The organism is Streptomyces sp. CB02009, from assembly GCF_001905825.1.
Classification (GTDB): Bacteria; Actinomycetota; Actinomycetes; order Streptomycetales; family Streptomycetaceae; genus Streptomyces.
On sequence record NZ_LIVV01000010.1, the window covers coordinates 191,143 to 215,301 of the forward strand.

General features: G+C 73.6%; 19 protein-coding genes. 14 read left to right on the forward strand and 5 right to left on the reverse strand.

Annotated features, from left to right (window positions below):
- Positions 1-21 precede the first annotated feature (21 nt).
- The 3 genes from AMK27_RS33590 to AMK27_RS33600 all read left to right on the forward strand — a co-directional run bounded on the left by AMK27_RS33590 (position 22) and on the right by AMK27_RS33600 (position 3,308).
- On the forward strand, positions 22-531 hold the full coding sequence (locus tag AMK27_RS33590) for a pyridoxamine 5'-phosphate oxidase family protein (RefSeq protein ID WP_073916949.1): 510 nt from the start codon (positions 22-24) through the stop codon (positions 529-531).
- Between the two features lie 53 nt (positions 532-584).
- Complete coding sequence (locus tag AMK27_RS33595; RefSeq protein WP_073916952.1) at positions 585-1,214, forward strand: TetR/AcrR family transcriptional regulator; 630 nt, start codon at positions 585-587, stop codon at positions 1,212-1,214.
- A gap of 351 nt (positions 1,215-1,565) precedes the next feature.
- The gene (locus AMK27_RS33600) at positions 1,566-3,308 is read left to right on the forward strand and encodes a DEAD/DEAH box helicase (RefSeq protein WP_073916955.1); all 1,743 of its coding nucleotides are present in this window, start codon (positions 1,566-1,568) and stop codon (positions 3,306-3,308) included.
- Here the strand turns inward: AMK27_RS33600 and AMK27_RS33605 are convergent.
- Positions 3,233-4,135 carry a tyrosine-protein phosphatase gene (locus AMK27_RS33605; protein WP_073916958.1) on the reverse strand — a complete coding sequence of 301 codons (903 nt, stop codon included), beginning with the start codon at positions 4,133-4,135 and terminating at the stop codon, positions 3,233-3,235. The genes AMK27_RS33600 and AMK27_RS33605 overlap by 76 nt on opposite strands.
- A 332-nt stretch (positions 4,136-4,467) precedes the next feature.
- On the opposite strand from AMK27_RS33605, the gene AMK27_RS33610 reads away from it, so the two are divergent.
- Positions 4,468-4,890: a ribonuclease domain-containing protein gene (locus AMK27_RS33610; protein WP_073916961.1), complete on the forward strand. Its 423-nt coding sequence runs from the start codon at positions 4,468-4,470 to the stop codon at positions 4,888-4,890.
- Between the two features lie 63 nt (positions 4,891-4,953).
- On the opposite strand, the gene AMK27_RS33615 is transcribed toward AMK27_RS33610, so the two are convergent.
- Positions 4,954-6,558 carry an ankyrin repeat domain-containing protein gene (locus AMK27_RS33615; RefSeq protein ID WP_073916965.1) on the reverse strand — a complete coding sequence of 535 codons (1,605 nt, stop codon included), beginning with the start codon at positions 6,556-6,558 and terminating at the stop codon, positions 4,954-4,956.
- A gap of 125 nt (positions 6,559-6,683) precedes the next feature.
- Here AMK27_RS33615 and AMK27_RS33620 point away from each other — a divergent pair, with 125 nt between their 5' ends.
- Complete coding sequence (locus tag AMK27_RS33620; protein ID WP_073916968.1) at positions 6,684-7,160, forward strand: GNAT family N-acetyltransferase; 477 nt, start codon at positions 6,684-6,686, stop codon at positions 7,158-7,160.
- Between the two features lie 30 nt (positions 7,161-7,190).
- On the opposite strand, the gene AMK27_RS33625 is transcribed toward AMK27_RS33620, so the two are convergent.
- A complete protein-coding gene (locus tag AMK27_RS33625) occupies positions 7,191-8,075 on the reverse strand; it encodes a hypothetical protein (protein ID WP_073916971.1) in 885 nt (294 codons plus the stop codon).
- Between the two features lie 172 nt (positions 8,076-8,247).
- On the opposite strand from AMK27_RS33625, the gene AMK27_RS33630 reads away from it, so the two are divergent.
- Positions 8,248-9,015 carry a S1 family peptidase gene (locus AMK27_RS33630; RefSeq protein ID WP_376342677.1) on the forward strand — a complete coding sequence of 256 codons (768 nt, stop codon included), beginning with the start codon at positions 8,248-8,250 and terminating at the stop codon, positions 9,013-9,015.
- A 490-nt stretch (positions 9,016-9,505) separates the two neighbouring features.
- Here AMK27_RS33630 and AMK27_RS33635 read toward each other — a convergent pair whose 3' ends face one another.
- A complete protein-coding gene (locus tag AMK27_RS33635; RefSeq protein WP_073916976.1) occupies positions 9,506-11,266 on the reverse strand; it encodes a glycoside hydrolase family 35 protein in 1,761 nt (586 codons plus the stop codon).
- A gap of 115 nt (positions 11,267-11,381) precedes the next feature.
- On the opposite strand from AMK27_RS33635, the gene AMK27_RS33640 reads away from it, so the two are divergent.
- The 6 genes from AMK27_RS33640 (at position 11,382) to AMK27_RS33665 (ending at position 19,852) form a co-directional block, all read left to right on the forward strand.
- Positions 11,382-12,269 carry a helix-turn-helix transcriptional regulator gene (locus AMK27_RS33640; RefSeq protein ID WP_073916979.1) on the forward strand — a complete coding sequence of 296 codons (888 nt, stop codon included), beginning with the start codon at positions 11,382-11,384 and terminating at the stop codon, positions 12,267-12,269.
- 11 nt (positions 12,270-12,280) lie between these two features.
- A complete protein-coding gene (locus AMK27_RS33645) occupies positions 12,281-12,637 on the forward strand; it encodes a chorismate mutase (RefSeq protein ID WP_073916982.1) in 357 nt (118 codons plus the stop codon).
- Positions 12,637-13,623 carry an asparaginase gene (locus tag AMK27_RS33650; protein WP_073916985.1) on the forward strand — a complete coding sequence of 329 codons (987 nt, stop codon included), beginning with the start codon at positions 12,637-12,639 and terminating at the stop codon, positions 13,621-13,623. The genes AMK27_RS33645 and AMK27_RS33650 overlap by 1 nt, the downstream gene beginning before the upstream one ends.
- Before the next feature lie 93 nt (positions 13,624-13,716).
- Complete coding sequence (gene pepN, locus AMK27_RS33655) at positions 13,717-16,200, forward strand: aminopeptidase N (protein ID WP_073916988.1); 2,484 nt, start codon at positions 13,717-13,719, stop codon at positions 16,198-16,200.
- Between the two features lie 806 nt (positions 16,201-17,006).
- Entirely contained in the window at positions 17,007-18,443 is a 1,437-nt protein-coding gene (locus AMK27_RS33660; RefSeq protein WP_073916991.1) for a pyridoxal phosphate-dependent decarboxylase family protein, read from the forward strand.
- Positions 18,440-19,852 (forward strand): lysine N(6)-hydroxylase/L-ornithine N(5)-oxygenase family protein, encoded by a 1,413-nt coding sequence (locus tag AMK27_RS33665; protein ID WP_073916993.1) that lies wholly within the window; start codon positions 18,440-18,442, stop codon positions 19,850-19,852. The genes AMK27_RS33660 and AMK27_RS33665 overlap by 4 nt, the downstream gene beginning before the upstream one ends.
- A 44-nt stretch (positions 19,853-19,896) precedes the next feature.
- Here AMK27_RS33665 and AMK27_RS33670 read toward each other — a convergent pair whose 3' ends face one another.
- Positions 19,897-21,699, reverse strand: coding sequence for a bifunctional metallophosphatase/5'-nucleotidase (locus tag AMK27_RS33670; RefSeq protein ID WP_073916996.1), 1,803 nt, complete (start codon positions 21,697-21,699; stop codon positions 19,897-19,899).
- Between the two features lie 160 nt (positions 21,700-21,859).
- Between AMK27_RS33670 and AMK27_RS33675 the strand changes: the two genes are divergently transcribed.
- Complete coding sequence (locus AMK27_RS33675) at positions 21,860-22,543, forward strand: SIMPL domain-containing protein (protein ID WP_073917000.1); 684 nt, start codon at positions 21,860-21,862, stop codon at positions 22,541-22,543.
- Positions 22,544-22,689: 146 nt separating this feature from the next.
- Positions 22,690-24,117 (forward strand): pyruvate kinase, encoded by a 1,428-nt coding sequence (gene pyk, locus AMK27_RS33680; protein WP_073917002.1) that lies wholly within the window; start codon positions 22,690-22,692, stop codon positions 24,115-24,117.
- Positions 24,118-24,159: the final 42 nt, after the last annotated feature.

Here is a 24,159-nt window from a genome sequence, read left to right on the forward strand (position 1 = left end):
TATCCGGTGTCTCCTGGACGCATGGGAGACACCGGAACCACCTGGTCGGCCTTCGAGGCCGTAGAACCCGCGTTCGCCGAGACCGTGCGCGAGCGCTTCGGGCAGTACACCCACCACACCCTCGCCACCGTGCGCGAGGACGGCTCGCCCCGGCTCAGCGGCATCGAGGTGGGCTTCCGCTTCGGTGAACTCTGGCTCGGCATGATGCCCGGCTCCCGCAAGGCCCGCGACCTGCGCCGCGACCCCCGGCTCAGCCTCCTCGCCAACCTGGGCGAGGGCACCGGCATGGGCGGCGGAGACGTCCGCGTCGCCGGGCGGGCCGTCGAGGTCACCGACCCGGAGACCGTCGCCCGGTACGTCGCCGACGCGGGGGAGCCCCAGCCGTTCCACCTCTTCCGGGTGGACCCGACCGAGGTCGTACGGACCTGGGTGGACGGCGACGAACTCGTCGTCCGGACGTGGTCCCCCGGACATCCGGCGCGCACCTTCCGCCGCGGCAACGACGACAGCCCGCCCCGCCTCGTGCCGTGACCGCGGGGACGGTCCCCGTCGGCGCCCGGCACCCGTGGCGCCAGAATGGACGCGTGCCGAACACTCCCCAGAGCTCAAGCAAGAAGAAGTCCCCGGTGAGCGGCGGGCCCGAGCGGCGCCGTGAACTCCTCGACACGGCGGCCGAGGTGTTCGCCGCGCAGGGGTACAACGCCACCACCGTCCGCAAGATCGCGGACGCCGCGGGCATGCTCGCCGGCAGCCTCTACTACCACTTCGATTCCAAGGAGTCGATGCTCGACGAGATCCTCTCCACCTTCCTCGACGAGCTGTGGCAGGGGTACGACGCCGTCCTCGACGCCGGCCTCGGGCCCCGCGAGACCATCGAGGCCCTGGTCACCGAGTCCTTCCGTGAGATCGACCGGCACCGTGCCGCGGTCGCCATCTACCAGAAGGAGTCCCGGCACCTCACCGACCAGCCCCGCTTCCAGTACCTCACCGACTCGCAGCACAGGTTCGAGAAGGCCTGGCTCGGCACCCTGGAGCGCGGGGTCGCCGCCGGCGTCTTCCGCGCCGACCTGGACATCCGCCTGACCTACCGCTTCGTCCGCGACACGGTCTGGGTCGCCGCGTCCTGGTACCGGCCGGGCGGCCTGCACCGCCCCGAGGAGATCGCCCGCCAGTACCTGTCCATGGTCCTGGACGGAATCGCCGTACGGACGTGAGGGCACGGAGGAGCCGTCACGGTCACCGGAAGCCGTCACGGTCGCCGTGTGCCGTCAGGGTCACCGTGAAGCCGTCACGGTCGCCGTGAAGCCGTCAGGATCACCGGACGGCTGTGAGGTCGCCCACGTCACACCCTCCTGGTCAGGTCTGATCCGTCCGGGCATCGGCCGGGAGGGGCGGGAAGGTTCCGGGGCGCACTATTGTTCCGGTAGAGACATCCGGGGCTCGTACCGCGCGTTCCGGGAAAACAGCCGGGGCCCGTATCGCGTGTTCCGGGTAGAGCAGCCGGGGCCCGCACCGTGCAGGTGCGGGCCCTGGCTGTGCCGCGAGCACCGGCCAGAAAGGCACGCATGATCCGCTCCGAACGCCCCCACAAGCGCAGCCCCCGCACCGCCCAGGCGAAGTCCACGTCACAGCCGAAGGCCTCCCGTGGAGGGCGCCGTCCCTCCGCGCCCCCGCCGCCGAGCGAGTTCACGCCGCCGGAGACGGTGACGCCCGCCCTGCCCGCGGTGGCCGCCTTCGCCGACCTCGACATGCCCGAGGGCCTGCTGCGGACCCTGGGCGAGCAGGGCGTCACGGAGCCGTTCCCGATCCAGGCCGCGACCCTTCCGAACTCGCTGGCCGGCCGTGACGTGCTCGGCCGGGGGCGTACCGGCTCCGGCAAGACCCTCGCGTTCGGACTCGCGATCCTGGCCCGTTCGGCCGGCCGCCGCGCCGAGCCGGGCGCGCCCCTCGCGCTCGTCCTGGTGCCCACCCGCGAGCTCGCCCAGCAGGTGACCGACGCGCTCACCCCGTACGCCTCCGCGCTGCGGCTCCGCGTCACCACCGTCGTCGGCGGCATGTCGATCAGCCGGCAGTCGTCCGCGCTGCGCCGCGGCGCCGAGATCCTCATCGCCACGCCCGGCCGGCTGCACGACCTCATCGACCGCGGCGACTGCCGTCTCGACCAGGTCGCCGTCACCGTCCTCGACGAGGCCGACCAGATGGCCGACATGGGCTTCCTGCCCCAGGTCACGAAGCTGCTCAAGCAGGTCGAGCCGGGCGGGCAGCGCCTGCTGTTCTCGGCCACCCTCGACCGGAACGTCGACCGGCTGGTCAAGATGTTCCTCGACGACCCGGTCGTCCACTCCGTCGACCCGTCGGCCGGCGCGGTCACGACGATGGAGCACCACGTCCTGTACGTGATGGACGAGACCGACAAGAAGGCCGTCACGCTGAAGATCGCTGCCCGCGACGGCCGGACGATCCTCTTCCTGGACACCAAGCGCTCCGTGGACCGGCTGGTCAAGCGGCTCCTCGCCAACGGTGTACGGGCCTCCGGCCTGCACGGCGGCCGCTCGCAGCCGCAGCGCAACCGGACCCTGGACCAGTTCAAGAGCGGCCAGGTCACCACGCTCGTCGCCACGAACGTGGCCGCCCGAGGCATCCACGTCGACGACCTCGACATGGTCGTCAACGTCGACCCGCCGATGGACCACAAGGACTACCTGCACCGCGGCGGCCGCACCGCCCGCGCCGGTGAGTCCGGCAGCGTCTTCACCCTGGTGCTGCCCGAGCAGAAGCGCGACATGGGCCGACTGATGTCGCACGCGGGCATCAGCCCCCGCACGGCGCAGATCAAGTCCAGCGACGAGCAGCTCGCCGAGCTGACCGGCGCGCGGGAGCCCTCGGGCGTCCCGGTCGTCGTCGAGACCCCGCAGCCGACCCAGCCGCGCAAGCCGGCCGGGTCCGGCTCCGGTGCCGGTGGCGGCCGTTCCGGCGGTCGGCGCCGCCGTCCCGCGGGGGCCGGAGGCACGGCCGGTACGGGCACGGCCTCGGGCCGTTCCGGAACCGCGGGCACGGCCTCGGGCCGCGCCGCGGGCTCCTCGGGCCGTGCGTCGGGCTCCGCGGGCCGCACCGCCGGTGCCGCCGGCGGCTCGGGCCGCGCGTCCGGCGGCGGCCGAGGCGCCGGCTCCGGCACGGGCGGCGGACGCGGTGCCGCCGCGGGCGCCGGAGCGGGTGCCGCCCGCTCCGGGCGTCAGGCTCCGGGCACCAGCCGTTCGCGCAGCGCGAGCAGCTCGCGGAACTCCAGGCCGAGGCCGTCCGACACGTAGCGGAACACGCTCCCGTACGAGGAGCGCAGCTGCTCCAGGGCGGTGTCGAGGTACTCCGCCCGCACCTCCTGGAGCGGAATGATCAGGGCCGGGTTCTGCATGAGCCCGGCCTGTTTCAATCCCTCCCGCACCTTTGCGTCGTACGCGGCGCGGAAGGTGTTGGAGGCCAGGTAGTCCGCCCGGGCGAGGGAGTCGGGCACGCCCAGGAGCGTGAGCAGCAGCCAGCTCGCCCAGCCGGTGCGGTCCTTGCCCGAGGTGCAGTGCAGGAGCAGGGGCCCGCGGCGGCGGTCGGCCAGGTCCCGCAGGGTCGCCGCGAAGGCGGCCCGGTTCGCGGGGTCGGTGACGAACGTCCGGTACACCTCGCGCATGAACGCGGCGGCCCGGCCGCCGCCCAGCATCTCCTCCTGCCGCACCGGGTCGCGCGAGCCGATCGCGGTGAGCAGCTGTCCGAACAGGCCGTTGTCGGTGACGGGCCGGGGGACCGGGACGGCACCGGCCGGGAGCCGGTCGGCGCCGTCGTGGCCGACCTCCAGGGGGATCCGCAGATCGACCACGGTGCCCAGGCCGAGCCCGGCGAGCGTGGTCAGGTCCGCGTCGGTCAGCTTGGCGAGGTGGTCGCCCCGGTAGGCGAGGCCGTACCGGACCCGGCTCCCGTCGTACGTGGGGTGGCCGCCGAGGTCGCGGACGTTGACCGCGCCCTGGAGCGGGATCTGCCGGATCGGGGGCGCCTGCGGGGACCGGGGGCGGGCGACCGCCTGTGTGGGCAGGGCGCCGAGCAGGGCGGTGGCGCCGGTGGCGGTGAGCAGCGCGCGTCGAGACAGGTGCACGGCCGGACTCCTTTGCGGCTCAAGGGGGTTGAGGGTCGAGGGCGGGCACCCGTGAGGGCGGGCGCCCATCAGGGCGGGTCCGCGTGAGTGCGGGCACCCGTGGGCGCATCGACCACCCTTCCACCTAACGTTTGTTAGGTCCGTTCTCGGAGGGAAGGTAGCAGCCGACGGGCCTGGAGGGGAGGGTCGTGCGCGGCCGCCCCGTTCCCCGCGAAGCGCCGATCACTCCCGTGCACACGGGATCCGCACGTTCGCGACCAAGGAGTCAACGTCCGGCGAATTGAAGGGAATCGGCCTTCCCGGCCGGATCTACGCGCGTCAAAATCTCAGCCATGCGAATCCCCCCTCGATTCACCTTCGCCGGCGGTGTCGCCGCCGCCCTCGTCTCCTCCCTCCTCCTCGGCGCCCCGGCCACCGCCGCGGCCCCGGCGTCCGTCACGGCCCCGGCGTCCGTCACGGCCACCGCCGCCGTCGGGGACATCTGCTACTCCGACCTCCCCGGCGAGGCGTACACGACCCTGCGTCTGATCGACGCGGGCGGCCCCTTCCCGTACAGCCAGGACGGCTCCGTCTTCCAGAACCGGGAGCAGATCCTGCCGGGCCGCTCGACCGGCTACTACCACGAGTACACGGTCGAGACCCCCGGCTCCTCCACCCGCGGCGCCCGCCGGATCGTGACCGGCGACTCGGCGCGGGAGGACTACTACACGTCCGACCACTACGCGTCCTTCGACCTGGTCGACTACGCCTGCTGAGCCCGCCCGGGAATCTGCCCGGGAGTCCACCCGGCAACCCGCCCGGGAGTCCGCCCGGGCAGGTCAGGCGCGGCGCGGGGACGTCCATTCCAGACGGGTCCTGACCCGGGGGTCGTGGACGTACTCCAGGGCGGCGAGTGCCGTCTCCCGCGCCGCGCCCTCCGGGTCGCCGTCCGCCAGGGCCGAGGCCAGCGCGTCGACGGCGCGCGGGTCCTGACGGATCGCCAGCCCGCGCGCGGCTTCCGCCGCCGTCTCCGGATCGGTGTCGCCGAGCCGCTCGGCGAGCCCCTCCCGCACCAGCGGGGTGTCGTCGGGCAGCTCGGCGAGCGCGAGCGTCGCCCAGTCCCGCACCCGCGCGTCCCCGTCCCGGCTGAGCGCGAGCAGCACCCCGAGCGCCTCCAGGTGCCCGGCCGGCACGATCCCGGCGAGGGCCCCCGCGACCGCCCGCCGGACGGCCGCGTCGGGATGCCCCGCCGCGGCGAGGAGTTCGGGTACGGCCGCCGGGTCCCCGCACTCCCCGAGCGCCGTCACCACCGAAAGGACCGGCTCCCGCGCCGGTACGGGCGAAGCCCCCGGCATCGGCGAAGGCCCCGGTACCGGCGAAGACCCCGGCGCCGAGGAAGGCCCCGGCTCCCGCGCAGAGGGAATCCGCCCGCGCCCCGCGGGTCCCGCCTCCCGCGGCACCGCCACCGCCACCGTCACCTCGGCCGCGACCCGGCGCAGCACAGGGACCGCGCTCGCCGCGAAGCCCGGCAGCGCGCCGAGCACCCTCGCGCCCAGCGCCCGGCGCAGCGGGTCGCGGTACGCGCACCACGCGGCCGCCGCCACGAACGTCTCCTCGTCGGCGCGGCCGGCGAGTTCGGCCACCGCCGTCGTCCAGTCGTCGAGCTCGGGATCGCCGCAGCGCAGCGCCCGCGCCGCCAGCTCCTCGTGCGAGGTGTGCAGCCCGAGCGCCGCCTCGACCAGCGTGGCGATCGCCGCGTGCCCGGTCTGCCGGTCGTCGCCGCGACCGGGCGCGCCGTCCTCCCGCAGCAGCTCGACGACCACCGTCACCCCGCCGTCCTCGCGGACCCGGCGGACCACCGCCTCGTACGTCTCGCCGCCCTCGTTCCCCGCGACGAGTCCGCGCCGCAGCTCGGCCGCCATGTCGACGCCGATCCAGCGCCGGGCCTCCCGCAGCGCGGCCTCCCGGGAGTTCGCCCCGTGGTCGAGCAGCGCCCGTACGCAGCCGGTGGAGCCGCGCCGGGCGGCGGCCACCAGCGGCAGGATCCCGTCGGGCCCGCGCCGGTCGGGGTCGGCCCCGTACTCGAGCAGCAGCCGGGCCGTGTCGCTGTGCCCGAGCCGCAGGGCCCAGGCGAGGGCCGTGAAGCCGTACGCCTCCTCCTGGTCGGGTGCGGCACCCGCCGCGAGCAGCGCCCGTACCACCTCGGTGTGCCCGCCGACGGCGGCCCCGCACAGGGGCAGGTCGTCGCCGTCCGCGCCGCTGCCCCGGCCGGGATCCGCCCCGGCGGCCAGCAGCACCCGTACGATTCCGGCCTCGTCGCCGACGGCCGCCCGGTACAGCGCGGTCTCCCCGTCCTCCCGGCCCTCGGGGTCGGCCCCGTCCCGCAGGGCCTGTACGGCCCCGTCCTCGTCTCCGTCACGGATGGCGTCGAACAGCGTGCTCATGCGCCGACCCTGACCCGCCGTCCGGTCCTGGCGCAAATCGATTCCCACCCTTCCGTCCCACCCGGCTCCCCGCCCCGTTCCCGGCGCCGCGGCCGGCTCGTACGCCTGTGCCAGAATCGGGCCGCATGACGCACGATCACGATCACGGCCGGGACGGTGCGACGCTCAGCGTCGGCCATGGGGACACCGCCCTCGCGAAGGCCCTGGAGGAGGGGCTCGACGCCTTCAACTTCGCGGCCACGGACACCACCCCCGAGGACCAGGGCGAGCTGTCCGTGAAGGCGGTCGACGAGCGCGGGGAGCTGATCGGCGGCCTCACCGGCTGGACCTGGAGCGGCCTCTTCGGCATCGACATGCTGTGGGTCCGCGAGGACAGTCGGCAGGACGGCTGGGGGAGCCGCCTCCTGCGCGCCGCCGAGGACGAGGCGCGGCGGCGCGGCTGCGACCGCGCCACCGTCTCGTCGTTCACCTTCCAGGCCCCGGACTTCTACCGGCGGCACGGTTACGTCGAGACCGGCCGGGTGCTCGGCATCCCCGGCGGCGCCGAGGACGTCCACTTCCACAAGAACCTGCTCCAGGACCGGCCCGGCGACCAGGGGTAGACCTCCTCCGAGCCCCGCCGGCGAGCAGGCCTAACCCGCGCACTCCAGCACCGTCCGGCACACCCCGCACCGGGCCTTCAGCGCCCGGCCCGCCGGGATCCGCAGGCGCTGCCGGCAGACCGGGCAGAGGAACGAGACACCGGTCGCCGGCGCCCCGCCCGTGAAGGCGTACGGGGCGCCCTCGCCGGCCCGCCCCCGCCGCCGCTCCCAGCCGTACCGGCGCCGCTCGGCCCAGCCGGCCCCGGCGAGCGGCGGCGCCGACCGCTCCCGGTCGGCCTCGGCCCGGCCCCGTACCCAGGCCTCGTACGCCACGGCGCTGGTGAACCACGGTGACGGGTCCTCGCCGAACACCTCGGCCCGTTTGGCGAGGACGTAGCCGAACTCCTCCGGGGTCAGATAGCCGAGCTTCTGGCTCTCCACCCCGTCCTGGCGGTACGCGTCGAGCAGCAGCCACCCCGCGCCCAGGTACGTGGTGACGACGTCGGTGAGGATCTCGTTCTCCGCGGTCCCGGGGAAGCCGAGGCCGAGCCGGTGCAGCAGGACGTGGGTGATCTCGTGGGCGAGGGCCGCGCCGATGTCCCGGCGGCGGGTCCGGAAGCGGTCGTTCAGCTCCACGAAGTACTCGGGCCCCGCGGCGAGCTCGACGGCCGCCGCGTGCTCCATCGGCCGGAAACTCACCACCAGGCGCGCCTCGGGCAGCCGCAGGTGCCGGACCAGGGCGCGGGCCACCCGCTGGGTGCCGAGGTGCAGGTCCTCGTCGTCCCCGAGGGCCACGTCGGCGGGGGCCACGCTCGTCGGGTGGCGGTGTACCCCGTCGGGGGAGAGGCGCCGGTAGAGCGCGGTGAGCGAGGCCCCGACGGCGGCGCGGTGCGGGAAGCCGTGGGCGACGCGGTCGCCCTCCTGACGGTGCGGCATACGGGACCCCCCCTCTGGCCCATTTTACGACCCGGTGCGGTGTGGCTGAAAAGGCTTCCTTGTGGCGGCAGTTGAGAGTTGTCCATAATCCGGACATGACTTGACGGGCGCATGTCATCGCCTGTCGAGGCAACCCCCCATGAGAGAAGGCAGACACGTGAATCAGAACCGCATGGTCCGTGCCCTCCAGAAGCTCGCCGCCGCCGGCGCCGTCGTCCTGGCGGCCGTCAGCCTCCAGCCCACTACCGCCTCCGCCGCCCCCGCCCCCGTCGTCGGAGGCACCCGCGCCGCCCAGGGCGAGTTCCCCTGGATGGTCCGGCTCTCCATGGGCTGCGGCGGCTCGCTGATCACCCCGCAGGTCGTCCTCACCGCGGCCCACTGTGTGAGCGGCTCCGGCAACAACACCAGCATCACCGCCACCGCCGGAGTCGTGGACCTGCAGAGCAGCAGCGCGATCAAGGTCAAGTCCACCAAGGTCCTCCAGGCCCCCGGCTACAACGGCAAGGGCAAGGACTGGGCGCTGATCAAGCTGGCCAGCCCGATCACCTCGCTGCCCAACCTGAAGCTCGCCGAGACCACCGCGTACAACACCGGCACCTTCACGGTGGCCGGCTGGGGCGCGGCCCGTGAGGGCGGCGGTCAGCAGCGCTACATGCTCAAGGCGAACGTGCCGTTCGTCTCCGACGCCTCCTGCCAGAGCTCGTACGGCAGCGACCTCGTCCCCGCCGAGGAGATCTGCGCCGGCTACAGCCAGGGCGGCGTCGACACCTGCCAGGGCGACTCCGGCGGCCCCATGTTCCGCAAGGACAACGCCGGAGCGTGGGTCCAGGTCGGCATCGTGAGCTGGGGCCAGGGCTGCGCCCGGCCCAACTACCCCGGCGTCTACACGGAGGTCTCGACCTTCGCCGCCGCGATCAAGTCGGCCGCGGCGACGCTGTAGCGGTCCGCACGACCAGGTGCCCCGGAGCGGCCTCGGCTCCGGGGCACCACCGCGTACTGGCTCCCGCCGTACGGGGACGGGCTCGGCGGACGCCGGGCGCGTCGGACTCCTGCGGGTCGCGGGCTTCGAGGGACGCCGGCCGGCCGGGCTTCTGCGAGACGCGGGCTTCGGCGGACGCCGGGCGCGACGGCCTCCTGCGCGTCGCGGGCTCAGTCGACGCCGAGCTCGACGGCGTATTGCGGGACGGGCGCCGCCTGAGGATTCGGCTAGCTCGACGGCCCCCTGCGGGAGGCGGGCTTCGGTGGACGCCGCGCCCGACGTCCTCCTGCGGGACGCGGGCTCAGTCGACGCCGAGCTCGACGGCGTACTGCGGGACGGGCGCAGCCTGAGGACTCGGCGAGCCCGACGGCACCCTGCGGGAGGCGGGCTTCGGCGGACGCCGGGCGCGACGGCCCCCGGCCCGACAGCCTCCCCCGCGGCGCGCACCGGCTCAGACGACGCCGAGTTCGACGCCCGGCTCCCCGTCCCCCTCCAGTTCCAGCAGCCACACCTCGTTCGTGCCCTCCCGCAGCACCGGGCCCGGGACGAACAGCGCCTCCTGCGGCCCCGCCGACCAGTACCGGCCCAGGCAGAAGCCGTTCACCCACACGAAGCCCCGGGTCCCGCCCGGCACCCGCAGCCACGCGTCCCCCGCCCCGGCCACCGCGAGCGTCCCCCGGCGCAGGCCCGGACCGCCCCGGCCCGCCGCCGCCTCGAAGGGCACCTTGTCCACGGCCGCCGCCTCGAAGGCGTCCAGCCGCAGCCCCCGGGACCGGAACCCGTGCAGATACTGCCGCTCGTGCCGCACACCCCCGGTGATGCCCTTCGGCTCCGCCAGCCGCGGCCCGTAGTTGACCCGGCCCAGCGACTCCACCCACAGGTCGACGACCGCAGGACCCGCCACCGGCCCGGGCAGCGACACGTCCTCCCCGTCCGAGGTGTCCAGCACCCCGGCCGCGGCCCCGTCCACGTACACCACCGCCCGGTCCCGCAGCCCCGTCACCCCCAGCGGGTACGGCTGCCGCGGCCCCGGGACCGCCACCCGGTAGCGGACCAGGCCCCGGTCCACCCCGAGCTGCTCGAAGGTCGGCGGCACCGGCGTCACCGCCTCCTCGTCACCGAGCACCTCAAGGACCGCCTCCAGCGGAGCCCACCCGTCGAGCACGCCGGACACCGGCGCCGCGAGCCCGGCCGGCGGCTCAGGAACCTCCGGCAGCGGCCCCTCCGCGTACGCCGCGAGCACCTCCCGGAAACGCCAGAACTTCTCCGTCGGCCGCCCCGCCTCGTCCACCGGCGCGTCGTAGTCGTACGAGGTCACCGTCGCCCGCAGCGGCCCGTCGTGCAGCTCACCCGCCCGGTTCGCACCGGCCCGACCGCCGAAGTTCGTGCCCCCGTGCGCCATGTACACGTTGACCGAGGCCCCGCACTCCAGGATTTCCCGCAGCGCCTCCGCCGCGTCCCCCGCGTCCCGCACCGCGTGCTCGGTGCCCCAGTGGTCGAACCAGCCGCACCAGAACTCCATGCACATCAGCGGCCCCGACGGCTGGTGGCGCCGCAGCGTCGCGAAACCCTCCCGCGCACCCGAACCGAAGTTCGCCGTCGCCAGCACCCCCGGCACCGAGCCGCCCGTCAGCATGTGGTCCTCGGGCCCGTCCGACGTGAACAGCGGAACGCTCACCGCGCAGCCACGCAGCAGCTCCGCCACCCACTCCAGATAGCCCCGGTCACTGCCGTAACTGCCGTACTCGTTCTCCACCTGCACCAGGACCACCGGCCCGCCCCGGTCGATCTGCCGCTCCACCACCTGCGGAAGCAGCCGCCGGAACCAGTCCTCCACCGGCACGAGGAACCCCGGGTCCAGCGTCCGCACCCGCCGTCCCAGCGGACCGGTCAGCCAGTGCGGCAGACCGCCGTTCTCCCACTCGGCGCAGATGTACGGCCCCGGGCGCACGATCGCCCGCATCCCGGCCCGCGCCACCGCGTCCAGGAACCGGCCCAGGGCGTCCGTGTCCACGTACCGCCCCGGCTCCGGCTCGTGCAGATTCCAGGGGACGTACGTCTCGACGCAATTGAGGCCCATCGCGCGCAGCATCCCGAGCCGGTGCTCCCACTGCGCCTCGTGCACCCGGAAGTAGTGCAGAGCCCCCGACAGGAGGCGCACCGGCCGACCGTCGAGCAGAAAGTCCTCGTCACCCACAGCGAACGTGCTCATGGCCTCACCCTCACCCTCTGGCGGCGAAGCGGTCCATGGACAAAGATCGTCGCAGTTTGGACGTTAGAGCCCGCCCGGCCCCGATCCGCCGGAGGGGCCGAGGAGGGGCCACCGCATGTACCACACCTGGATGCGCTACTTCACGCCCAGCCCCGTCCACCACCGCCTCGGCCTCGTCTGCCTCGGCGTCGGACTCCAGCACGGCACCCTGCCCACCGTCGGACCCCGCACCCTCGACCACCACGTGGCCGTCGTCGTCTCCGCCGGCAGCGGCTGGTACCGGGGCCCCGACGGCCGCCGCACCACCGTCACCGCACCCGCCCTCCTCTGGCTGACGCCCGGCGCCCCCCACCATTACGGCGCCGACCCCGGCACCGGCTGGGACGAGGCCTTCGTCGACTTCTCCGGGCCCGCCACCGCCACCTACACCGAACTCGGCTACATCGAACCCGACCGGCCCGTCGTCCCCCTCGCCGACGCCGCACCCGCCCGCGCCGCCATCGGCCGGATCGCCCGCGCCGCCCGCGCCGGCAACCCCCTCCTGGAGGTCGAGACCGGCGCCGCCGTCCACGAACTCCTCGTCGCGCTCCGCCGGTCCCGCGCCGACACCAACGCCGACGGCGACCCCGTCCTCGCCGCCCTCGCCCGCGACGCCTTCCAGCCGCTCTCCGTCGCCGAACACGCCGCCCGGCACGGCATGACCGCCGCCGAGCTGCGGACGGCCGTCCGCAGGGCCGCCGGATGCAGCCCCAAGGACTACCTGCTCACCGTGCGCCTCGGCCGCGCCAAAGAACTCCTCGCCGCCACCGAGCTGCCCGTCGCCGCCGTCGCCCGCCGCGTCGGCTACGACGACCCGGCCTACTTCTCCCGGCTCTTCACCCGCCGCGTCGGTACCGCCCCCATCCGCTTCCGCGAGCAGCAGGGACGTGCGGTGCACGGCGGCTGGAGCACCACCGTTCCGGATCCCGAACACCCGCCCACGATCCTCTCGAGATCCGTCTAAGCTCGCAGATCATGAGTGAGTCCCCGCGCCCCCACCAGCCCACCCCGCCGCAGGCCCCCGCCCCGTCCCAGCCCGACGAGGCCGTCCGGGCCGAGCTGACCCGGCTGCGCGAGAGCATCGACAACATCGACGCGGCGGTCGTGCACATGCTCGCCGAGCGCTTCAAGTGCACCCAGCAGGTCGGCGTCCTCAAGGCCGAGCACCAGCTGCCGCCCGCCGACCCGGCCCGCGAGGCCCGGCAGATCGCCCGGCTGCGGGAACTCGCCGGGAGCGCGAAACTGGACCCGGCCTTCGCGGAGAAACTGCTCAACTTCATCATCGCGGAGGTCATCCGCCACCACGAGACGATTGCGGACGGAGCACGCTGATGGCCCGCGTCACGGTCTTCACCCTCGGAGGGACCATCTCCGCACGAGGCGGTGACGCGGCCCGCATGAGCGGCCAGGAGGTCCTCGCCGAACTCGGCGGCGACCACGACGTCGTACTGAACGACTTCCGCCGCGTCCCCAGCTCCACCCTCACCCACGCCGACCTCGCCGCGCTCGCCGCCGAGGTCCGCGCCACCGTCGCCGCCGGCTCCGGCGTCGTCGTCGTCCAGGGCACCGACACCCTGGAGGAGACCGCCTTCCTCCTCGACCTGCTCTGCATCACCGAGCAGCCGATCGTCGTCACCGGCGCCATGCGCCGCCCCGACCTGCCCGGCGCCGACGGCCCCGCCAACCTGGCCGCCGCCCTCGCCGTCGCCGGCCACCCCGCCTGCCGGAACCTCGGCGTCCTCGTCGTCCTCGCCGACGAGATCCACGCCGCCCGCCTCGCCCGCAAGACCCACACGACCTCCGTCGCCACCTTCGCCTCACCCGGCGCGGGGCCGCTCGGCACCGTCGTCGAAGGCGAACCCCGCATCCTGCTCCGCCCCGCCGTCCAGGCCGCGTTCTGCCCGCTGCGGCTCGACCCCGACGTACGGGTGGCCCTGATCACCCTCTCCCTGGGCGACCGGGGCGAACTCCTCGACGCCGTCGACCACCGCTTCCAGGGCCTCGTCGTCGCCGCCTTCGGCGCCGGCCACGCCCCCGCCCGGCTCGTCGAACCCCTCGCCGAGATCGCCCGCCGCATCCCGGTCGTCCTCGCCTCCCGCACCGGAAGCGGCCCGACCCTCTCGGACACCTACCGCGGCCCCGGATCCGAATACGACCTGCTGCACCACGGACTGATCCCGGCCGGCCCCCTCGACCCCGCCAAGGCCCGGATCCTGCTCCACACGCTGCTCTCCAGCGGAGCGGCCGGCCCGGCAGGCTACGACCGCCCCCGGATCACCGCCGCCTTCGCCCACCTGAACGGCTCAGGACTCGCCTGAGAACACCGGGAAACCCCCCGGAGGACGGACCAGGACAAGGTCAGGACCCCACCACCCCTGCCCGACGCCGAACGCATCGGGCAGCATAGGGCCATGTCCGTACTGACGCGCGACGAAGCGCAGACCCGTGCCCAGCTCCTCGACGTCCAGCACTACAGCGTGGACCTCGACCTCACCACCGGCGACGAGACCTTCGAATCGACCAGCCTCATCCGGTTCACCGCCCGTACCGCCGGGGACACCTTCGTCGAGCTGAAGCCCGAAACCCTGCACTCCGCCCTCCTCGACGACGAACCCCTCGACGTCACCACCCTGGACGGCAACCGCCTCCCGCTGCGCCTGAGCGAGGGCGAGCACGTCCTGCGGATCAGTACGACCATGCGCTACTCCCGCACCGGCGAGGGCATGCACCGGTTCGCCGACCCCAGCGACGGCGCGTCGTACGTCTACACCCAGCTCTTCATGGAGGACGTCCAGCGCGTCTTCGCCGCCTTCGACCAGCCCGACCTCAAGGCCGTCTTCGAGACCGCCGTCACGGCCCCCGAGGGCTGGACCGTCCTCGCCAACGGCATCACCGAGCAGCACTCCGACGGCATCTGGCGCTCCGCCGCCACCCCGCCGCTCTCCACCTACTTCGTGTGCGTCGCCGCCGGCCCCTGGCACTCCGTCCGCACCGAGCACGCCGGGCTGCCCTTCGGCATCCACTGCCGCCGCTCCCTCGCCCCCCACCTCGACGCCGACGCCGACGAGATCCTCGCCGTCACCAAGGCCTGCTACGACCGGTTCCACGAGAAGTTCGACGAGCCGTACCCCTTCGACTCCTACGACCAGGCCTTCGTCCCCGAGTTCAACGCCGGCGCCATGGAGAACCCCGGCCTCGTCACCTTCCGCGACGAGTTCGTCTTCCGCTCCGCCGTCACCGTCACCGAGCGGCAGACCCGCGCCATGGTCATCGCCCACGAGATGGCCCACATGTGGTTCGGCGACCTCGTCACCCTGCGCTGGTGGGACGACATCTGGCTGAACGAGTCCTTCGCCGAGTACATGGGCTACCAGACCGTCAACGAGGCCTGCTCCGACCTCTTCCCCGACACCTGGGTCGACTTCGGCGTCACCCGGAAGGCCTGGGGGTACGAGGCGGACCAGCGGCCCTCCACCCACCCCGTCGCCCCCGACCCGGAAGCCGTCCCCGACACCGCCTCCGCCCTCCTCAACTTCGACGGCATCTCGTACGCCAAGGGCGCCTCCGCCCTCCGCCAGCTCGTCACCTGGCTCGGCGAGAAGGACTTCCTCGCCGGCATCAACATCCACTTCAAGCGCCACAAGTTCGGCAACGCCACCCTCGCCGACTTCATCGACAACCTCGCGGCCGCCACCGACCGCGACGTCCACGCCTGGGCCGACCAGTGGCTCCGCACCACCGGCGTCGACACCCTCACCCCCGCCCTCACCGGCGAAGGCCTCCACTGGAAGCTCACCGTCGACCGCGACGGCAGCCGCCCGCACCGGGTCGCCGCCGGCCTCTACGACCGCGACCCCTCCGGCGAACTCGTCCTCCGCGAACGCCGCGAACTCGACGTACCCCAGACCGAACCCGCCGAACTCACCGGCCCCCGCCCCGCCCTCGTCGTCCTCAACGACCAAGACCTCACCTACGCCAAGCTCCGCTTCGACCAGCCGTCCCTGGAAGCCGCCCTGCGCGGCCTCTCCCGCATCCCCGACGCGCTGACCCGCGCGGTGATCTGGAACGCCCTGCGCGACATGGTCCGCGACGGCGACCTCCGCCCCGCCGACTACCTCGAGGTCGCCCTCGCGCACCTCACCGAGGAGACCGAACTCGCCCTCGTCCAGGGCGTCCTCGGCTTCGCCCGCACCCAGATCGCCGACCGGTACGTCACCGAGGAGGAGCGCCCCGCCGCCCTCTCCACCATCCGGCAGATCGCCCGCGCCCTGCTGCGGCGCACCGAGGACGGCGAGGCGCCCGGCCTGCGCCTCACCGCCGTCCGCGCCCTCATCGACAGCGCGACCACCCCCGACCAGATCGCCTCCTGGCTCGACGAGGGCACCGTCCACGGCGGCCCCGAACTCGACCCGGAGCTGCGCTGGCGCATCCTCGCCCGCCTCGCCGTCCTCGGCGCCACCGACGAGCCGACGATCGCCGCCGAACTGGAGCGGGACCCGAGCGCCACCGGCCAGGAGGGCGCCGCCCGCTGCCGCGCCGCGCTCCCCACGGCGGAGGCCAAGGCCGCGGCCTGGTCGGCCCTCTTCGACACCGACGACCTCTCCAACTACCTCTTCACCGCCACCGCCCAGGGCTTCTGGCAGCCGGAACAGGCGGAACTCGTCCGCGACTACGTCCCCCGCTTCTACCCGGCGGCCATCGCCCTCGGCGCCAGGCGCGGCGCCGCGATGGCCGAGGCGGCCGGCCGCTACGCCTTCCCGTCGTACGCGATCGACCGGGAATCCCTCGCCCTGGGGGAGCGGCACCTGACGGACGAGATGATCCCGGCGCTCCGCCGCAAACTGGTCGACCAACTGGACGACCTGACCCGAGCCCTCACCGCCCACACCGCCTGACGAACCGCCCGGGGTCGGTGACCCGCCCCGGGCCGGGCTCGGCTCCGACCCCGCGCCGGGCCCCCGCCGGGCCGGTTCGGCTCCCGCCTGGCGTCGGGCCCCCGCCCGACCGGGCGGGCGCCCGCCCCCGCGCGTGCCTCCGCCCGGCCGGGGCGGCGCCCACCCGTCCGCGTGCGCCCGCCCGCCACGGGCACCCGCCCCGCTCGGGCTGCGCCCACCCGCCGGGGCGGATCCCACCCCCGCCACCCCCGTTGTGGGCATCTGTTCCGCTGGGGCGTGGGGGTCCCCCCGGACGGAGTCTGGGGGAGGGTGGGCACAACGGAACGGCGCCCGTTGCCGGGCCTAGGCTTCCGCGCCTGTACCCGCACCACTGGTGCGGCGCTGTTGGGGTGGGGCTTCAGGCACAAGGGGCGGAGGCGCCGCCAAGGGCGCCGTCCCGTGTGCCCACCCGTCCCGCCCCAGCGGGACGATTGCCCACACGGGGGTGGGCGAGGGTGCAGCCCGCACGGCGGCGCCGCCCACACGGTGGCGCGGCCCGCACGGGCCGTGGGCGGGGGCGCTGCCCGCTGGGGGCGGCGGGGCCCGCACGTCGCGGGTGGCCCCAGGCGGGGGTGCTGCCCGCAAGGCAGCGGGGGCGCGGGGCCCGCGAGCAGGTCGGCAGGGACGCCGCGTGGCCCGCACGGCGAGCGCCCCCTAGCACGAGGCGGAGGTGTCGTTCAGGCCGTGCGCGGCAAGGCGTCACCCGTTCGGGTTATAGCCGGCCACTCCCCGGACATACCCCCACAACCCCCGGCACCCTGTCGTCCATGCGTGCCGAACCCCCACCCCTCGCCGCCGATCCCACCGCCCTGAGCCGCCTCCTCGGCACCACCCTCGACGCCCTCCGCGACGGCGCCCGGACCCGCGGCGGCCCGCTTCCGGCCGGGGGTCCCGAGGCCGTCGCGCGGCGGGTGCGGGAGGCGCTGGGGGAGCCGCTGCCCGAGACGGGCCACGGCGCCGACGAGGCACTCCGTACCCTCGTGCGGGTCCTCGCGGAGGGCGCCGCCGACCCCGCCCACCCCCTCTGCGCCGCCCATCTCCACACCCCGCCCCTCGCCCTCGCCGCCGCCGCAGACCTCGCCGCCTCCGCCCTCAACCCGTCCATGGACTCCTGGGACCAGGCCCCCGCCGCCTCCGCGATCGAGGACCGGGTGACGGCCGCCCTCGCCGCCGAGGTCTTCCCGGACGCCCCGCGGCCCGACGCGCTCGTCACCACCGGCGGCACCGAGTCCAACCAGCTCGCCCTGCTCCTCGCACGCGAACGCCAGGGCCGCCAGGGCCGCGCCGTCCGCACCGTCGTCGGCGCGAACGCCCACCACTCCTTCCAGCGGGCCGCCTGGCTTCTCGGCCTCCCGGAGCCGGTCGTGGTGCCCACCCCGCGCGGCACCCTGGACCCGGCCGCCGTGCGCGAGGCACTGGCCGCCCTCAGCGGCCCGGTCCTCGTCGTGGCGACCGCGGGAACCACCGACGAGGGCCTCATCGACCCGATCCCCGCCCTGGCCGACCTCTGCGCCGACTACCGCGCCGACGACCGCACCGACAACCGCGCCGACCTCCCCGAGTACCGGCACGCCGACCTCCACGTCGACGCCGCCTACGGAGGCCCCCTCCTCTTCAGCCGCACCCACCGCCCCCTCCTCGACGGCCTGGCCCGCGCCCGTACCGTCACCGTCGACCTGCACAAACTGGGCTGGCAGCCGGCCGCCGCCGGACTCCTCGCCGTACGGGACGCCGCCGACCTCGCCGTACTGGGCCACACCGCCGCCTACCTCAACGCCGACGACGACACCGAGGCCGGCCTCCCCGACCTCCTCGGCCGCTCCCTGCGCACCACCCGCCGCCCCGACGTCCTCAAGACCGCCGTCACCCTCCGCGCCCTCGGCCGCGCCGGACTCGGCGAGCTCGTCGACGCCTGCATGGACCGGGCGCAGGAGCTGGCGGACCTCGTCGAGAAGGCACCGGGGCTCGACCTCCGGGCCCGCCCCACCCTCACCACCGTCCTCTTCCGGCCGAACGGCCCCGGCGTCACCGACGGGACCGTCGCCGCCGTCCGCCGCACCCTCCTCGCCGAGGGCCGCGCCGTCCTCGGCCGCGCCGAGGCGGACGGCCGCCTCTGGCTCAAGGCCACCCTGCTCAACCCCCACGCCACCTCCGGCGACCTGGCCCAGCTCATCACCCTCGTGGAAGGCAGCACGCACCGATGACCGGCACCACCCCCCAGGACGACCCCGACCGCCCCCACGATCTCGTCGGCGTCGGCATCGGCCCCTTCAACCTCTCGCTCGCCGCCCTCGCCCACGGCGCCCCCGGCGGGCTCGCCACCGCCTTCTTCGAGCAGAAGCCGGCCTTCCACTGGCACCCGGGCCTCCTCATCGAGGGCGCCACGCTCCAGGTCCCGTTCCTCGCCGACCTGGTGACCCTCGCCGACCCGGCCAGCCCGTGGACCTTCCTCAACTACCTGAAGAGCCGCGAGCGCCTCTTCCCCTTCTACTTCGCCGAGAAGTTCCACATCCAGCGCGCCGAGTACGACGCCTACTGCCGCTGGGTCAGCGAGCGGCTCCCCGGTCTGCACTTCGGGCACCAGGTCGACTCCGTCCGCTGGAACCCCGAACGGCGCCTGTTCGAAGTCGACTTCACCCAGATCGACCCGGGCGGCGAGGCCGAGGCCCTGGGCCGCGCCTACACCCGCAACGTCGTCCTCGGCGTCGGCACCGAGCCCTACGTCCCCGAGCCGCTCAAGCCGCTCGCCGACGCCCCCGGTGTCCCCGTCTTCCACTCGGCCGACTACCTCGCGCACCGCGAGACACTCCTCGCCGCCGGGCACGTCACCGTCATCGGATCCGGCCAGTCCGGCGCCGAGGTCTTCCTCGACCTGCTCCGGGCCCGCCCCGCCGGGGCCGAGCGCATCCACTGGCTGGCCCGCACCGAGGCCTTCGCGCCGATGGAGTACTCCAAGCTCGGCCTCGAACACTTCACCCCGGACTACACCCGCTACTTCCACGCCCTGCCCGAGCCGGTACGCGGCGAACTCATGCCCCGGCAATGGCAGTTGCACAAGGGCATCGACGCCGACACGATCGCCGCCATCCACGACGAGCTGTACCGCCGCACCCTGCACGGCGGCTGGCCGGAGGCCGTCCTCACCCCGGGCGTCCGGGTCCGGACCGCCGGCCGGGTGGCCACCACCCAGGTCGAGCTGCACCTGGAGCACCTCCAGCAGGGCACCCGCTCCCGCCTCACCACCGACGCCGTCGTCCTCGCCACCGGCTACCGGGAGCGCCCGGTCGACCGGATGCTCGCCGGACTCGACCCGTACCTCCGCCACGACTCCGCGGGGCGCGCCCGCGTCGACGAGCGGTACCGGCTCGTCCTCGACCCGTCCGTCACCGGCGCCGTGCACGTACAGAACGCCGAGCGGCACACCCACGGCGTCGGCGCCCCCGACCTCGGCCTCGCGGCCTGGCGCAGCGCGACCATCCTCAACTCGATCACCGGCAAGGACCCCTACCCACTGCCCCGCCGCACCGCCTTCACCACCTTCGGCCTGGAGACACGAGAGGCGCCGAGCATCCCGGCCCAGGGCCAGAAGCTGACGCCTCTCGTACAGCAGTGAGAACCCGACGGGCCTCAGAAGACGAGGCCCCCGGAAGATGAGCCCTAGAAGACGGGGACGCCGTCCCGCGTCAGCTTCCAGTCCACCGAGGCGAACAGGGACGGGTCGACCGTCCCCTTGGCCTGCACCCACCGGATGATCGTGTTGCGGATCTCGTCCGAGTCGGCCCACAGCTGCTGGGCGCCGGCGACGTGCGGGAACGCGCCGCCGCCGCTCGCCCGGTAGTTGTTGACCGCGAGGACGAACTTCGCCGCCGGGTCGAGGGGCTTGCCCTCGAAGGACAGGTTCACGATCCGGGAACCGGCCGGCCTGGCGATGTCGATGTCGTACGTGAGCCCGGAGACGGCGTCGTAGTTGTAGTCGGGGATGCCGTCGGCGTTGGTCAGCTTCGCCGTGTCGACCGGAGCGCCCGCCGGGGTCTGGACGTAGTACCGCGCGGAGAACTCCAGGTAGTCCTTCAGCTGGGCGCCCGTCATCAGTCGGGCCTCCAGGGTGTTCTCGAACGGGTACAGGCCGGCGGCGTCCTTGATGGAGACCTGGCCGGCCGGGATACGGGCCGTCCGGGAGAAGCAGGAGGCCTGCGAGAGGACCGGCAGGGACGCGTGGGCGCCGCCCGCGAGGGCCGCCTTCACGGTCTCGGCCTGGACGACGTTGATCAGGTCGATGATCGGCTCGTCCTTCCACGGCGCGTCGGCCGTGGTCATCGCGGCCGTGGAGGTGCCGATGATCTGGTTGACGTACGCCACGACCTTCTTGTGCTCGTCCCCGAGCAGCCCGGTGATCTCCGGGTCCTCCGCCACCGTGTTGGAGTTGAGGACCTGCGCCGCGACCTTCTCGACGGTCCAGCGGCCCTTCTCCCACACCAGGTCGAAGTCGAAGAGGGTGAGGCGCTGGCCCCACTTCAGGGGCTCGGACAGGACGACGTCCTTGCCGGTCTCCTTGTTCTTCACCCGGTACTCGGGGATCTCGGTGTGCGCGTGGCCGACGAGGATCGCGTCGATGCCCGGCACCTGCTCGGCGACCAGCCCGGCCGCGTTCTCGATGTGCGGGAGCTGGTCACCGTACGAGGAGGTGCCGCTGGAACCGGAGTGCGCCGAGACGACGACCACGTCCGCACCCATCGAGCGCAGCTTCGGCACCCATTTCGCGGCCTGCTCCTCGAGGCCGGGGAAGACCATCCGGCCGCTGACGTTGGCCTTGTCCCAGATGGCGATGCCGGGGTTGGTCAGGCCGAGCACCGCGACCTTCACGTCCTTGCCGTGCGGGGTGCGCAGCCGGTGCATGCTGTACGGGGCGAACGCCGGGCGCAGGGTCTTGGCGTCGAGCGCGTTGGCCCCGAGCAGCGGGAAGTCGCACTGCTCCTCGAACTTGCGGAGCACCGGGATGCCGTAGTTGAACTCGTGGTTGCCGAGCGCGGCGGCGTCGTAGCCGATGGCGTTCATGGCCTGGGCCATCGGGTGGACCGGGCCGCGGCGGGCGGTGATCGGGTCGACCTTGGCGTAGTAGTACGACAGCTGGGTGCCCTGGATGGTGTCGCCGGCGTCGATGAGGAGGGTGTTGCGGCGGCCCTTCTCCTTCCGCACCTGGTCGACCAGCGTGGAGATCTTCGCCAGGCCCACGTCGTTGTGCGCCTTGTCGTCGAACTCCTTGTCCGTGAAGTAGTCCCAGTTGAAGACGTTGCCGTGCAGGTCGGTGGTGCCCATCACGGTGAAGGAGTACCGCTTCCGCGGACGCGGGCGGCCGTGGCCGCCGTGGGCCTCGGCGGGAACGGCGACGGCTCCGGCGACGGCCACCCCGGCCCCGGCGGCGGCCGAGCGCTCCAGGAACGTCCTGCGGTTCAGCGGCATGTGTTCTCTCCCCTTGTGGTTCCGTGCCGTCGGCGCCGACCGTGGCGCACAACGCGCGTAGATTCTGACCCGGACAGCCACGTCGGCGACAGGGCTTTCGGGTCACGGAGTGGGAAAGTGTTCGGTGGACGATCGCTGCCGAACACGGAGGAGTCAGGACGTGACGCAGGAACACGCGACCCCGGAAGCGCCCCAGGTGACGGTCCGCGGAGAGGGACGGCTGGAGGTCGACCCGGAACTCGCCCGCATCTGGGTCGCCGTCTCCGCCCGGGGACCCGACCGCTCGACGACCCTCGCGGACCTCACCCGCCGCAACGCCCAGGTGCTCGACCTGGTCAAGGCGCAGGGCTCCGCGGTGGAGAAGCTGGAGACCGGCAGCTTCTCGATCTCCCCCGAACTCACCCGCAAGGGACGGGGGGAGCGGGTGCACGCCTTCCACGGCCGGGTGCGGGTCACGGCCGAGCTGACCGACTTCACCGTCCTCGGCGAGCTGGTGACCCGGCTCGCCGACCTGGAGCTGACGAGCGTCGACGGCCCCTGGTGGTTCCTGCGCCCCGCCTCCCCGGCGTACGCGGAGGCCCGCAGGCTCGCGGTGGACGAGGCGGTGCAGCGGGCGCGTGCCTACGCCGAGGCGCTCGGCACCTCGCTCTCCTCACTCCTCGAACTGTCGGACGCGGGGGTGGCGGAGCCGATGATGCCGCGGCGGGCGGCCTTCGGCTCGGCGGCGGTGGCGTACGCGGCGGAAGGCGCCGGAGAGGCCCCGCCGCTCGACCTCGAACCGCAGCGCCAGACAGTGACCGCCGAGGTCGTGGCGCGCTTCACGATGCGGCCGCCCGCACTCTGAGACAGGGGGCGCCGGGGCGCGTAAATCGCTCATCGGAGCACCCCGGCGCACAGATTCAAGACTTGTCAACAGCCTTTCACGGAAAGGTTGTTGAGTAGTCATGTCTTGCCAACTCGCTACTGGTGGGTAAGGCCTAGGCTCGACCCATGCGCCGAGCGAAAATCGTTTGTACCCTTGGGCCCGCCACCGAAACATACGACCAGATCAAGTCGTTGATCGAGGCCGGAATGGACGTGGCCCGCCTCAACCTCAGCCACGGCTCCTACGCCGAGCACGAGGAGCGCTACCAGCGCGTACGCAAAGCCTCCGACGAGACCGGCCGCAGCATCGGAGTCCTCGCCGACCTTCAAGGCCCGAAGATTCGCCTCGGCCGCTTCCGCGAAGGCCCCGTACTCCTTGAACGCGGCGACGAGTTCACCATCACCGTCGAACCGATGGAAGGCGACCGCCACTGCTGCGGCACGACCTACTCCGGCCTCGCCGCCGACGTCACCGCCGGTGAGCGCATCCTCGTCGACGACGGCCGCGTCACCCTCGAGGTCGTCTCCGTCGACGGACCCCGGGTGAACACCGTCGTGATCGAAGGCGGCATGGTCTCCGACAACAAGGGCCTCAACCTGCCCGGCGTCGCCGTCTCCGTCCCCGCCCTCTCCGAGAAGGACATCGAGGACCTGCGCTGGGCGCTGCGCATCGGCGCCGACGTCATCGCGCTCTCCTTCGTCCGCAGCGCCCGCGACATCGACGACGTCCACCGGATCATGGACGAGGAGGGCCGCCGGCTGCCCGTCATCGCCAAGATCGAGAAGCCGCAGGCCGTCGAGAACATCGAGGAGATCGTCGCCGCCTTCGACGGCATCATGGTCGCCCGCGGCGACCTCGGCGTCGAGATGCCGCTGGAGCAGGTGCCGATCGTCCAGAAGCGCGCCGTCAAGCTCGCCAAGCGGAACGCCAAGCCGGTCATCGTCGCCACCCAGATGCTCGACTCGATGATCGACAACTCCCGCCCCACCCGCGCGGAGGCCAGCGACGTGGCGAACGCCGTCATCGACGGCACCGACGCGGTGATGCTCTCCGGCGAGACCAGCGTCGGCCGCTTCCCGATCGAGACCGTGCGCACCATGAGCCGGATCGTCGAGGCCGCCGAGGAGGACGTCCTGGCCAAGGGCCTCCCGCCCCTCACCGACCGCAACAAGCCCCGCACCCAGGGCGGCGCGGTCGCCCGCGCGGCCGCCGAGATGGGCGACTTCCTCGGCGCCAAGTTCCTCGTCGCCTTCACCCAGTCCGGCGACACGGTCAAGCGCCTCTCCCGCTACCGCTCGCCGATCCCGCTCCTCGCCTTCACCCCCGACCCGGCGACGCGCTCCCAGCTCAACCTCACCTGGGGCGTCGAGACCTTCCTCGGCCCGCACGTCGACTCGACGGACGCGATGGTGGCCCAGGTCGACGAGGAACTCCTCCGGATCGGCCGCTGCCGTCCCGGCGACATCGTGGTGATCACGGCCGGCTCCCCGCCGGGAGTCGCGGGCTCGACGAACCTGGTACGGGTCCACCACATCGGGGACCCGCTGACGTAGGGCTCAGTGCGTGGGGCCGACGTGGCGGTCCATGAGGGTGAC

Coding starts and splice junctions, on each gene's coding strand:
- AMK27_RS33590 (WP_073916949.1), top strand. CDS start 22: ATGGGAGACACCGGAACCACCTGGTCGGCCTTCGAGGCCGTAGAACCC.
- AMK27_RS33600 (WP_073916955.1), top strand. CDS start 1,566: ATGATCCGCTCCGAACGCCCCCACAAGCGCAGCCCCCGCACCGCCCAG.
- AMK27_RS33610 (WP_073916961.1), top strand. CDS start 4,468: ATGCGAATCCCCCCTCGATTCACCTTCGCCGGCGGTGTCGCCGCCGCC.
- AMK27_RS33615 (WP_073916965.1), bottom strand. CDS start 6,558: ATGAGCACGCTGTTCGACGCCATCCGTGACGGAGACGAGGACGGGGCC.
- AMK27_RS33620 (WP_073916968.1), top strand. CDS start 6,684: ATGACGCACGATCACGATCACGGCCGGGACGGTGCGACGCTCAGCGTC.
- AMK27_RS33625 (WP_073916971.1), bottom strand. CDS start 8,075: ATGCCGCACCGTCAGGAGGGCGACCGCGTCGCCCACGGCTTCCCGCAC.
- AMK27_RS33630 (WP_376342677.1), top strand. CDS start 8,248: ATGGTCCGTGCCCTCCAGAAGCTCGCCGCCGCCGGCGCCGTCGTCCTG.
- AMK27_RS33635 (WP_073916976.1), bottom strand. CDS start 11,266: ATGAGCACGTTCGCTGTGGGTGACGAGGACTTTCTGCTCGACGGTCGG.
- AMK27_RS33640 (WP_073916979.1), top strand. CDS start 11,382: ATGTACCACACCTGGATGCGCTACTTCACGCCCAGCCCCGTCCACCAC.
- AMK27_RS33645 (WP_073916982.1), top strand. CDS start 12,281: ATGAGTGAGTCCCCGCGCCCCCACCAGCCCACCCCGCCGCAGGCCCCC.
- AMK27_RS33650 (WP_073916985.1), top strand. CDS start 12,637: ATGGCCCGCGTCACGGTCTTCACCCTCGGAGGGACCATCTCCGCACGA.
- pepN (WP_073916988.1), top strand. CDS start 13,717: ATGTCCGTACTGACGCGCGACGAAGCGCAGACCCGTGCCCAGCTCCTC.
- AMK27_RS33660 (WP_073916991.1), top strand. CDS start 17,007: ATGCGTGCCGAACCCCCACCCCTCGCCGCCGATCCCACCGCCCTGAGC.
- AMK27_RS33665 (WP_073916993.1), top strand. CDS start 18,440: ATGACCGGCACCACCCCCCAGGACGACCCCGACCGCCCCCACGATCTC.
- AMK27_RS33670 (WP_073916996.1), bottom strand. CDS start 21,699: ATGCCGCTGAACCGCAGGACGTTCCTGGAGCGCTCGGCCGCCGCCGGG.
- pyk (WP_073917002.1), top strand. CDS start 22,690: ATGCGCCGAGCGAAAATCGTTTGTACCCTTGGGCCCGCCACCGAAACA.